This window comes from Planococcus maritimus (genome assembly GCF_001687625.2).
In the GTDB taxonomy this organism is placed as follows: domain Bacteria; phylum Bacillota; class Bacilli; order Bacillales_A; family Planococcaceae; genus Planococcus; species Planococcus maritimus.
Genome location: NZ_CP016538.2, coordinates 2,181,629 through 2,193,428 on the forward strand (window position 1 = coordinate 2,181,629; position 11,800 = coordinate 2,193,428).

General features: G+C 45.6%; 13 protein-coding genes. 2 read left to right on the forward strand and 11 right to left on the reverse strand.

The window, feature by feature from the left end; genetic code table 11:
- Positions 1–3 precede the first annotated feature (3 nt).
- Both BBI11_RS10945 and BBI11_RS10950 read left to right on the forward strand, forming a co-directional pair.
- Complete coding sequence (locus BBI11_RS10945; protein WP_083389066.1) at positions 4–768, forward strand: AzlC family ABC transporter permease; 765 nt, start codon at positions 4–6, stop codon at positions 766–768.
- The gene (locus tag BBI11_RS10950) at positions 768–1,076 is read left to right on the forward strand and encodes an AzlD domain-containing protein (RefSeq protein WP_068463235.1); all 309 of its coding nucleotides are present in this window, start codon (positions 768–770) and stop codon (positions 1,074–1,076) included. Before BBI11_RS10945 ends, BBI11_RS10950 begins: the two co-directional genes overlap by 1 nt.
- Positions 1,077–1,088: 12 nt before the next feature.
- Here BBI11_RS10950 and BBI11_RS10955 read toward each other — a convergent pair whose 3' ends face one another.
- From BBI11_RS10955 to prfB, 11 genes are all read right to left on the reverse strand, one after another.
- Complete coding sequence (locus tag BBI11_RS10955) at positions 1,089–1,346, reverse strand: CsbA family protein (protein WP_068463237.1); 258 nt, start codon at positions 1,344–1,346, stop codon at positions 1,089–1,091.
- A gap of 12 nt (positions 1,347–1,358) precedes the next feature.
- Positions 1,359–2,516 carry a PDZ domain-containing protein gene (locus BBI11_RS10960; protein WP_237150263.1) on the reverse strand — a complete coding sequence of 386 codons (1,158 nt, stop codon included), beginning with the start codon at positions 2,514–2,516 and terminating at the stop codon, positions 1,359–1,361.
- 81 nt (positions 2,517–2,597) lie between these two features.
- On the reverse strand, positions 2,598–3,704 hold the full coding sequence (locus BBI11_RS10965; RefSeq protein ID WP_068463238.1) for a trans-sulfuration enzyme family protein: 1,107 nt from the start codon (positions 3,702–3,704) through the stop codon (positions 2,598–2,600).
- Positions 3,701–4,291 (reverse strand): peroxiredoxin family protein, encoded by a 591-nt coding sequence (locus BBI11_RS10970; RefSeq protein WP_068463240.1) that lies wholly within the window; start codon positions 4,289–4,291, stop codon positions 3,701–3,703. Before BBI11_RS10970 ends, BBI11_RS10965 begins: the two co-directional genes overlap by 4 nt.
- Before the next feature lie 169 nt (positions 4,292–4,460).
- Entirely contained in the window at positions 4,461–5,987 is a 1,527-nt protein-coding gene (locus BBI11_RS10975; protein ID WP_068463246.1) for a murein hydrolase activator EnvC family protein, read from the reverse strand.
- A 111-nt stretch (positions 5,988–6,098) separates the two neighbouring features.
- Positions 6,099–6,983, reverse strand: a complete 885-nt coding sequence (gene ftsX / locus BBI11_RS10980; protein WP_068463248.1) for a permease-like cell division protein FtsX — start codon at positions 6,981–6,983, stop codon at positions 6,099–6,101.
- Entirely contained in the window at positions 6,973–7,659 is a 687-nt protein-coding gene (gene ftsE, locus BBI11_RS10985; protein ID WP_068463250.1) for a cell division ATP-binding protein FtsE, read from the reverse strand. Before ftsE ends, ftsX begins: the two co-directional genes overlap by 11 nt.
- A gap of 268 nt (positions 7,660–7,927) precedes the next feature.
- Entirely contained in the window at positions 7,928–8,269 is a 342-nt protein-coding gene (cccB, locus tag BBI11_RS10990) for a cytochrome c551 (RefSeq protein WP_068463252.1), read from the reverse strand.
- Between the two features lie 54 nt (positions 8,270–8,323).
- Positions 8,324–9,196: a YitT family protein gene (locus tag BBI11_RS10995; protein WP_068463253.1), complete on the reverse strand. Its 873-nt coding sequence runs from the start codon at positions 9,194–9,196 to the stop codon at positions 8,324–8,326.
- A gap of 159 nt (positions 9,197–9,355) precedes the next feature.
- Positions 9,356–10,555 (reverse strand): cation:proton antiporter, encoded by a 1,200-nt coding sequence (locus BBI11_RS11000; protein ID WP_068463260.1) that lies wholly within the window; start codon positions 10,553–10,555, stop codon positions 9,356–9,358.
- Between the two features lie 113 nt (positions 10,556–10,668).
- Positions 10,669–11,770, reverse strand: a protein-coding gene (prfB, locus tag BBI11_RS11005; RefSeq protein ID WP_156889106.1) for a peptide chain release factor 2 whose coding sequence is annotated in 2 segments (ribosomal slippage) — positions 10,669–11,697 and positions 11,699–11,770 — 1,101 coding nt in all. Because the reading frame shifts where the segments join, the coding sequence is not laid out codon by codon here.
- Between the last annotated feature and the right edge of the window lie 30 nt (positions 11,771–11,800).

Genomic DNA, 11,800 nt, shown 5'->3' on the forward strand with positions numbered 1-11,800 from the left:
GCTATGATAATTACTTTACACTCTTTCTCCCGTTTTGGAAAAGAGAAATACTTGCGGCTAAAGGAGCGGAACAAATTGAAGGAACACGGATTTTCTTCTGGGATTAAAGCTGGCGCGAGCATCGCCATCGGATATTTCCCAGTCGCATTGACTTTTGGGCTATTGGCGAAAACAACAGGCTTGTCTCTCATCGAAACGACGGCCATGAGCATCTTCGTTTTTGCCGGTGCCGCCCAGTATATATCACTTTCCCTCATCACAGCCGGCGTACTCCCGGCGCTCATCGTCGTCAACACGTTCATCGTCAATATTCGCCATTTTTTGATGACAGCGGCGTTGAACGAAAAAATGGAGCCGGCCGCCCGTTGGAAAAAAGCGCTGTATGCGTTTGGCATTACCGATGAAACCTTTACGGTGCTCGCGACACAGCCAGGCCATAAAATCCGAACCTCATTTGCAGCTGGCGTCATTGTAATATCTTACGGAAGTTGGGTATTGTTCACTGCACTTGGCCATTTGATTGGCGCCAGCCTCCCAGCTTTTTTACAGGCATCCATGTCAATCGCCCTGTATGCAATGTTTGTCGGCTTGCTTGTTCCCTCCATGAAAGGCAACCGCAAAGTCGTCAGCCTGGCATTCATCGCTGCCCTATTCAATTCGCTATTTTTCTTCACCGGCTGGCTGTCCACTGGCTGGGCAATCATGGTGTCGACTCTCGCTTCAGCCATTATCATTGAACTAATTTCACGGAAAGGAGTTGCCGCCTAATGGGTGCTTGGATCTGGTGGATGATTTTTGGAATGGCTATCGTTACCTATATTCCGCGTGCTATCCCGTTAACCTTTTTGGAAGGCCGTGAGTTGCCAGAAGTGGTACAGAATGTATTGCGCAATATTCCATACGCCGTACTGGGCGCTTTGATTTTTCCGGCTGTATTCTTCATTCAGGAAAACATCTGGTTCGGCGTGATCGGTGTCGCCTCTGCATTTGCCATCGCGATTGCCGGAGCGAATGTAATCTTCGTCGTACTTGGGACGATTGCTATACTTTCCATATATGGACTTTGGTTCGGATAAGAAAAAAAGCCGTCACTCATTTTCATGAGCTTCGGCTTTTTTTCTTTTTTGATACATATTGCTTGCATACCAGAAACCAGCTGTTAATGAAGCGGCATTGACGATAAACAATAACCACGTATGAGTGAAGCCGGCATACACTGCCGCTGCAATCAATGCTACGGTCAAGATGAGGCCGACATAATGGTTGAACGTCACTCGCGTAAACAGGATCACAAGAAGCCCGGGCACAAACAGCGATAGGAAAAACTTAGTCACCATTGACTCCATATTTTTCTCTCCTTACTCGACAATCAAGAGACCTAGACGATGGTGGTCATGACGGAAGACAACATGTTGTCGAAGACGCATTTCCAGGTTATGGTCGATTACTTCCAAGCGGCAATGCGCCGCGTTAAGTTGGATGGCTTCGTATAGTTCCGTTTCATTCGTCACAGTGGTGCCGTTTACTTTGCGGATGATTTCCCCGCGCACAAGCCCCATCTTCTCTGCAGGAGAGCCCGGAAGCACATCGATGATCATGACACCTTGCGCTTGTGGAGTCACTGTGTAATTCCCGCTACGCTCTTTTTGTGCATAATACACGCTGATGCCTAAACGGAACACTGCACCAGCAGCAAGTGCGATGATTGCCATCGGCTGCCAAAGAAAACCGAATAGGGCAAGAACAATCGTCAAGACAGCCGACCCTGCAACCGATTTGGCGATTTTAGGATACAAATAAACAGGCAAGGTACGTTTACTGCGGCCTTGGAACCCGAATACGACTGGGAACAAGATGAAGGAAAAGGCCGATTCTCCAATCGGCAGCTGCGGCCAATACGGTGCGTATTCAGAAATCATCTCTCCTGGCACGACCAAGACAGCTGGGATCAGCCACAACCGGCGGGAAATATAAGCAGCTGCACGCAAGCCACGCGCCGATTTATGCAGGCGCGGCGATGCGGCTGCTGCCGCTGACTTGTCGATCATACGGCTCTCGATAAATAGGACAATCCCTGAAATCAAAGCGACTGAAATGAGCCATCCGTCCGAAAAGCTTCGACCAGCCATTTCGGCGAATCCAAGATTGAGACTCCAATTACTAGCTTCAAATAACCAAACGATTACTGCTGCAGCTCCCGCTAAATAAATAAAAGAAGCCAGATGATAAAATCCGGTCAGCATGATGATAATGCTGACGATGCTAAGCGCAATCAGCCATTCCATCGGTACTGCTAACCCAGCGGCTGCCACGATCACCGATAGGATCAATGCATATAGCAAGCCATCCTTCAGTAAGCGCTTGAATTCCGTCCCGCCGTACACAATCCGCGTACGGAAAATACGGCGTTCTTTTTTAACGCGAAAATATCCAAGCATGGTCGCAGCAAATAATGCGACATAAAAAACAGGGTTGAGAAAAAACATGGCGATTGCCATCAAAAAATCCGTTAACACTCCACTGACACCATCCTTAAGCTAAATGAACTTATCTTCCATTGTACCAAAGAAGCAGGAATAGCCCTACATCTTTTTCAATCAGTTGAATGCCAGTTGCAGTTGTCCGAGGATATCGTCTGTGCCTTCAATTCCAGCTGACAGTCTGACAACACGTTCCGTTACGCCGATACGAGCTTTTTCCTCCGCGGATAATGTGCGGTGTGATGTGCCGAATGGATATGACACAGTTGTCTCAACACCAGCCAAAGTCGGAACGATTTTAATCCAACCGAGTGAAGAAAAGAAAGTGGAGACATCTATCGACTCAGGCAATTCAAACGAAACAATGGCGCCTTTTCCTGGATACCATACTCGTGCTTTGTCTTGCAGAAAATCAGCAATCGCCTGTGCATTGGCAGTCTGTTTGTCCATCCGCAGCGCTAAAGTCTTAATGCCGCGAATGGTCAGCCATGCTTCAAACGGGCTTAAATTCATGCCGAGATTGACCACACGTTTTGTGGCTTCTTCGATCAAGGATTCATCTCCGACCAATACCCCTGAAGTGACATCACTATGTCCACCGAGATATTTGGTTGCGCTATGTACGACTAAATCCACACCTTGAGCATAAGGCGTATATGTGTAAGGTGTCGCAAAGGTATTATCTATCATCACTTTCACACCGTATTGATTTTTCAAGCGGACAAGTCCTTCGATATCTTCGATTCGCAGAAATGGATTGGTAATCGATTCACTGACGATTAATTTCACTTCAGGAAAATCAACAAGCATTTGTTCGATCGTGCTGATATCCGAAAAATCTTCGAAGTGCACGGTAATGCCGAGCCTTTTCAATTCTTCTTTCAATAAATGGAAAGTTCCGCCATACACATCCTCAGCAGCAAGGATATGGTCTCCCGCTTGTGCAACAGCTAAGATTCCAGCAAGTATCGCTGACATGCCAGAAGATGCAGCCACGCCTCTCGGTGCCCCTTCAAGCTGTGCAACCGTTTGTCCAAGTGCATCTGTATTTGGGTTCGCTGTCCGGGTGTAGAGATACGTTCCATTTCCTTCGTAATAGCCTTCCAATTCTTCCAACGAAGAAAAAGAGAAAGCCGATGTTTGATAAAGCGGCATGACTTTCGGGCGGATGATCCGCTCTTCCATTCCTGCCGTGTGTACTGATTTCGTGTCGATTGATGTCATTCTGATTCCCCCTCATTGATTTCGTCGATAAATCCATTCATCATGTCTTCGTCCATCGGGCCAACGATTTTATGGAGTATACGGCCTTCTCTATCGATGATATAGGAAGTCGGTATCGAAAACGCTTGGTAAAGCGCACCGATGTCTCCATCCACATCCATCGGAATCGGAAAACTCAAGCCGAATTCTTCGACAAATTTTTCGATTTCCGACATGCCCCGGTCTTCTGTCGTTAAGTTAACTGCGACCACTTCAACAGCCTGCTCCTGCTGTTTGTCATAAAAAGTCTGCATGTGAGGCATTTCTGCACGGCAAGGTGGACACCATGTCGCCCAGAAGTTAAGGATGACCGCTTTTCCACGATAATCCGATAAGCGCATATCCTCGCCTGCCAATGTCGTTAATTCGAAGTCAGGGGCCAACTCGCCTTTCGCTAAGCCTTCATCGGTCGGAAGAAAATCGACCGTACTGCCAAGCGCCATTTTATTCAATGCCCGGTCTTCTTGTTGGCTGTCAAAGACTGCCCACACCGCAAGAATGATGACCACAATGGCGGCTATTAGGAGCCCGATCATTTTTTTCGACATTGTTTTCACTCCATTCCATAACCATCATACGATAAACGAACTGTTTGTAGCCAGTATATTCGCCAGAATTGCTCCGCAACAAATTGTGTCAACGAAAAAACCGCCCAAGCCATTTCTCCAAGCTTCACCAGTCGTGAAGCGGAAAGAACGGCCTTGACGGCTTTTTGGATTAATAAGAAAGATAGTTGGCTGGGTTCACAGCATTGCTGCGCGAACCGTTCCAAGATCCTACATGGATTTCAAAATGTAAATGAGGCCCAGTCGAACGGCCGGTGTTGCCCATGCCTGCAATATATTGGCGCTGTTCAACTTTCTGTCCGACTGATACTCCAATCGAATTTAGATGGCCATATACAGTCGCATAAGGTTGCCCGTTAATCGAGTGGTTAATAATAATGACATTCCCGTATCCGTTCATCGACCCGGCATAGGAGACATACCCGGCAGCTGAAGCCACGATAGGTGTTCCAGGAGAGTTGGCAATATCGTATCCTAGATGCGTCTCAGCACCGTCCCCGATATCACGTCCACCAAACCCAGATGTGTGACGGCCGGATGCCGGCATGACAAAGTTTGCTGCTGGCTTGACGACAGGAGCTGGTGTCGGTGTCGGCGTTGGTGCTGGAGTTGGCGCTGGAGTTGGTGCCGGGCTTGCAGTGCTGGCACTTGCTGATGAAGATTTACTTGCTGCTTTTTCGGCTGCGGCTTTTTCCGCGGCAGCTTTCTCTGCTGCGGCACGTTCAGCTGCCGCTTTCTCTGCTGCGGCACGCTCCGCTGCTGCTTTTTCAGCTGCGGCCTTTTCGGCTGCGGCTTTACGTTCAGCCTCCGCGATACGAGCACGTTCAGATTCTTCTTCCTTAGCCAATTTCGCCATGCGAGCTTGCTGTCCCATGATTTGTTTTTCCACTTCAGCGCTGACTTCAAGCGCTTCTTCGTGTTGTGCTTCTAAATTGGTTTTTTCTGAAGCTAAGCGTTTTTGCTCTGCTTCCATTTGTTTTTTCAACCCAGCTTGTTCTTTCTTCTGGCTATCCAAAGATGCTTTCAGTGAAACAAGTTCTTCGCGGCGTTCTTCCTGGTTGGCAAGAATCGTTTCAACCGCTTCTTTTTTAGCAGCCAATTCTTTTTTATCCTCAGCTTGTTCGCGCATGATGTCACGGTCAGCCTCAATTAATGTATTGACCGCTGAAACACGGTCGATAAAATCGATAAAGCTATTGGCACCCAATAAGACATCTATGTACTCAACCGAGCCTCCGCCCATTTGAATTGCACGAGCTCGTTCTTTCAATAATTCTGTACGCTCGTCAATCTTGCGTTCAAGTTCTTCGATTGCTTCTTTCAACTCATCGATTTCTTCTTTGGTTTGGTCGATTTCAGCTTGTACAGTATCAATTTTAGACTGTGTTTCCTGCATTTTCTTATCTAATTGTTGGATTTCCGAAACGATGCGGTCAAGCTCTGAAGACGTTTCTTGGATCTCGCCTTCTTTCTTTTGGATCCCTGAGCTTAAATCTTCTTCTTTTTCTTCCAGCTCTTTACGTTCTTTTTCTAATTTTTGCTGTTCTTTTTGGACTTGCTGTTGCTCCTGTTCCAATTCATTGAGCTTGCTGCTGTTTGCGTGTGCACTAGGCATGAGCAGAGACAGTGCGAGAATTGATGAAACACCGGACAACATCCATTTAGACTTCGAATTCAAGTTCGTTTTCCCCCTTTGGATTTACGTTCTTTTTCTATGTCTGTATTTTATTTCCTAATTTATGTAAGCTTAAGGCCTATGGTTAACATGCGACCATAGGCCTTTGATTGATTATACACGTAAAAACTTGCGAATGGACATAAAACTTCCCCAGATTCCGATAAAGACACCCATCGCCAAGATCAATGCACTCACTTGGTAAATAAAAGGTGAAAACTCCAGCAGTTGGAAAAGTTCTCCGCTTAGTCGAGGTTGTACGAACTCCGTAATTTTCTGGTATAGCAGCACGACAAGACCGATCGGGATAATAGAACCCAAAATTCCTAGCCACATGCCTTCTAGAATGAACGGTACACGGACAAACCAATTGGTTGCCCCGACAAGTTTCATGATCTCAATTTCGGTACGACGCGCCACAATGGTAATGCGGATCGTATTCGATATTAAGAACATCGCTGTAAACAACAAAGCTAAAATGAGGACCAGGCCGACATTGCGCCCAGCGTTCAAGAAATTGAAAAGTTTTTCAATTTTTCCTTCCCCGTATTCTACGTCTTCGATATATTCAAGGGCAGCAATATCGTTTGCTACCGCTTCTGTCTGTTGAGGTTCTGTCGCTTTTACATAGAACACATCAAACAATGGATTGCTTTGTTCAAATAGGCTCAGTTCTTCGCCAAAGTCGAGTACGAGATCCGTCAATTCTTCTTCTTTCGTTGAAAAATCGGCTGATTCGACGCCACTCAACCCGGATATCTCTTCCTCGAGTTCAGCAATTTGCTCTTCTTCTGCCTCGAGAGAAACGAAGACTTTAATTTCGACATCATTTTCGAGGTCATCGGCTACTTTGTTCAAGTTCATCATGATCATGACGAATACTCCCACAAGCAGCAATGTAACCGTAACGGCGCTGACAGATGCAAACGTCATCCAGCCATTTCTACCGAGGCTCTTGAGGCTTTCTTTGATGTGGCGGCCAAATGTTCTAATCTTCATAGCCGTAATCACCTCCGGCTGCGTCGCGTACAATCAGCCCGCCTTCAATAGCGATAACGCGATGTCTCAATTTGTTAACGATTTCTCGGTTGTGGGTCGCCATGATAATGGTCGTGCCTGTTGAATTGATCTGTTCGAAAAGATTCATGATATCCCACGATGTATCAGGGTCAAGGTTACCTGTTGGCTCATCGGCGATCATGATTTTCGGTGTATTGACGATGGAACGGGCGATAGATACACGCTGCTGTTCACCACCGGACAATTCACGGGGGAACATTTTCGCTTTATGCTTCAACCCGACCATGTCCAATACTTCCATGACACGATCTTTGATGATTGGAGGTTTTTCCTCGATAACCTCTAATGCAAAGGCAACATTTTCATAAACATTTAAGCGCGGCAATAATTTGAAATCCTGGAATACGACACCGATATCACGGCGCAGAAAAGGAACTTTCCGGTTTTTCAATTTGGCGATATCTTTTCCATCGACCAGCATTTGCCCTGAAGATGGACGTTCTTCCCGATACATCATCTTGATGAACGTCGATTTACCGGCTCCGCTTGGCCCAACGATATAGACAAATTCGCCTTGGTCAATCTCAACATTCAAACCATTGAGTGCCACAATACCGTTCGGATATTTTTTATAGACATTTTTCATTTGTATCATTTATAAACCACCTATTAATCATCCGGCATATTGCCGAATTTAATTTCCCATGTACGTAGCAAATTTTGCAGCACGGTTATTATAACACTCCTAAACTTCTTTTTTGTTACAGTTACATTTCAATTCAGACTCAGTCTCTATACAATTAATTATCTGAAAGTTCGATAAGTTTAAGGCGAATTTCATTGCTAGTTTCCTTATTTTTATCATTTGTCTTTATATTCTCCTTGTTTTTTGGCAAAAAAAATAAACCGGTCAACAACCCGGTTTATTTTTGGTTTGCAAGATATTCAGCTACAGCTTGTGCTTCTTCACCTTCGATAATGTTTGGAGGCATTGCGCCTTGCCCATTTTCAATAACTGATAGGATTTCTTCTTGAGATAAGCGGGATCCTACATCATTTAGTGCTGGGAAACTGCCTCCGCCTTCCAAGTTTTCACCATGGCATGAAATACAGTTTTGCTGAATAACTGCTTCAGCGTCTACTGTTGTTGTTTCCGTTTCGCCACCTGTGTCAGCAGGCTCTTCAGGAGATGATTCTTCTTCGCCTCCGCATGCACCAAGAACCAGAACAGAACCGAACAATACCGTCATCAATTGTTTTTTCATGGAAATCCTCCTCTGCGTCTTGCTTATTTTACCTTCTATAGGAGTATACCAAATTTAGGCACGTTTGAAACCTTCTCCTAACACTTCAGACGCGTCGGATACAATGACAAATGCTTGCGGATCGATTAATTTCACCAATTGTTTTAACCTTGTGAACTCTGTTTGTGGAATGACGACCATCAAAATCGGCTTTTCATTTCCTGAGTAACCGCCTGTTGCAGTCAATTCCGTTACGCCTCTATCGACTTCATCATAAATGGCATCCCGGATTTCCACTTGCTTGTTCGTGATGATGTAGACCATCTTCGATCGGCTAAATCCGACCTGCACTAAATCTATTGTCTTGGTCGTGAGGTACAATCCAATCAAAGCATACAAGCCCTTTTCAATATCAAAAACGATAGCTGCTGCCAAGACGATCATGCCGTCGATAATCGCGACACTTGTCCCGAGCGTAAACCCGGTGTATTTGGTGATGATTTGTGCTGCCAAATCAGTTCCGCCAGTCGATGCTTTTCCTCGAAAGACGATCCCTAGTCCAAGCCCCACCATGATACCGCCGAACAGCGAGCCGAGCAACGGATCTCTCGTCCAGGCTTCCCAATCTTCAGTCAGGTAGACGACAAGCGGCAAAAACACGGTGCCGACTGCCGTCTTGATGCCAAAATTCTTCCCAAGCAAAATGACTCCAGATATGAACAATGGGATATTAAACGCCCATTGGACAAATGCAGGCTTCCACTCGAGCAAACCAAATAAAATCGTACTAATGCCACTCACGCCGCCCGATGCGACTTCGTTCGGCAATAAAAACACGTTAAATGAAATAGCGACGATCGCCGCGCCTGCTAATATCGAGAAGTAATCTAGTACACTCGTCAAAACCGGATGTGGATCTTTTGTTTTTCGTATATTTCGTTTTCCCATATGCTGTTATTCCTCTTCCTTTTCTATTCACTTGAACCCTGTCAGAGTATAGCAGACCCCCCGTTTTTTGTGAACTTCATCCGGATAAAGCAATAGACATGCCATGACGAACTAACTAATCACTTTCCTCCGCCAGATGCCAGGTTTTTGAAATGGCTTCTATTGAAGCTTTTTTAATGCGATTGATAATGGATAGACGCCAATACTTTGAATAGTCAGCGATAACAAAATAACTGCAAATGCCAGTGAAATCAGCAATTCTCCCTGGCCAGATGCCGTTTCTTCAAGCCATAGCAATAACGCCACAGACATGGCACCTTTAATGCCAGACCAAGCAGTTAATGTAATTGACGATAAATCATTTTTGAATTCATGCCGCCATTTAGGCACTCCATAAATAAATACTGCAATCACAAGGAAGCGGATGATGATGGATAATAAGAAAATAGCGATCGCGAACCACCAGCCTGAAAACGTCAGATATTCTGCACCTCGTATGCCGATTAACAAAAACAGTACTGCCAATAAGATAGGGGTAACGATGTCCCAAAATCCATCCAATGACTGAGGAAGCGTATCTTCCTCAATGTCTTTGTCCATTTCATAAGCGACGAATATACCGGCTGCCACTGTTGCAAGTACACCCGACACCCCGATGGCCTCCCCAATATAAAAAGCGCCATACGCCCCAATGACGCTAAGCATAACTTGATATCTCTTATCCTCGGTAAAGCGGATGGTTTCGCTCATTAACCAGCCAATAGCGATTCCAAGCATGACGCCCCCCATCGAGACGAGCAACAATTCCGACATAAACTGGCCGACTGAAAATCCGTTTCCGGTTTGATACATTGTCAGGAAAATCGTGAAAAAGACAATGCTCGTCCCGTCGTTAATCATTGACTCCCCTTCGACTACGTCAGCAATTTGTTCTGAACCGCCGCTTTCTTTCAGGATGGCAGTCACAGACACCGGATCGGTCGGTGTCAAAATCGCTGCGAGTAAAAATGACGCCGTCAAGGTGAGTGAAGTAAACAATCCGCCCACGAAATAGACGGACAAGCCTAGCAAAATGACCGTAAGAATCAATCCTATGGTGCTTAAACTGAGAATGATCCCAATATTTTGTCTGAGTTGCTTCAACGGGAATTGATAAGCCGAGGTAAACAACATAGCTGGAAGAAAAACAGTGAAGATAATTTCTTTGGAAATACGGAATCCATCAAAATACGGAATAAAAGAAAGTCCTAAACCTATGAACACCAAGACTACAGGTACTGGGAAATAGTTCTTTTTGATATCGATTGTGTAAACGATATAGCCAATGATCAATAAGACCAACAGTTGATGCGTCATCATATAGGAGACCTCCTTGGCCAATTCAAGCTCTTTACTTCTATTGCCTTTTCACCATCAAAAAAACCCCAAATCAGCCGGTTTCTAAGGGGCTGATTTGGGGACTGAACAATACCTTATTGCATTTTCGAACGCAGCATAGCGTGGATAAAGCCATCCAAATCGCCGTCCATGACAGCTTGAAGGTTTCCAGTTTCATGATTCGTCCGATGATCTTTGACCATGGAGTACGGATGGAAAACATAAGACCGGATTTGGCTGCCCCAGCCGATTTCTTTTTGCTCTCCGCGGATTTCGAGCAATTCCTGTTCTTGCTCTTCAATCTTCAATGCGTAAAGCTTCGCTTTCAGCATCTGCATCGCTTTTTCACGGTTTTTAATTTGCGAACGTTCTTGTTGGCACGTCACGACTGCGCCTGTTGGTAAATGTGTGATCCGGACGGCAGAGTCTGTCGTATTGATATGCTGCCCGCCGGCGCCACTTGCACGGTAGGTATCGACTTTTAAATCTTCGGTGCGGATATCGATTTCGATTTCGCCCGTGAATTCTGGCATCACTTCGCATGACACGAATGATGTGTGACGGCGTCCTGAGGAATCGAACGGTGAGATACGGACCAAACGGTGAACGCCTTTTTCAGCTTTTAAATAGCCGTAAGCATTATGCCCTTTGATTCCGAGCGTCACCGATTTGACACCAGCTTCATCTCCCGCCAAATAATCCAAAGTCTCGACTTTGAATCCGCGTTTTTCAGCCCAGCGCGTATACATGCGCAAAAGCATCGAACACCAATCCTGTGATTCCGTTCCGCCAGCCCCTGGGTGCAGTTCCAGTATGGCATTGTTTTTATCGTGCTCTTCACTTAATAAGAGCTCTAACTCGTAAGCATTTAAGTCTTTGAGAAACTGCTTAAGTTCACCGCTCACTTCTTCATGGAGTTCCTCGTCGGGTTCTTCACGTAACAGCTCGAGGGTCATTTCCATGTTTTCTTGGTCTTCCTCGAACTTACGGTAACGATTCACTACATCTTTTAATGCATTCACTTCGGAAATGACCACTTGCGCTTCTTCTTGGTTATTCCAGAAATTCGGGTCGATCATTCTCTCATCTAGTTCCTGTATCCGAGCCTCTTTGTTTTCTAAGTCAAAGAGACCCCCTAAAGTCCGCCAGTTTTTCGGCTGTTTTGTCGAGCTCGTTGCGAATATCCGATAATTCCATCATGTAAAGTTCCTCCTCATAATAATGCCG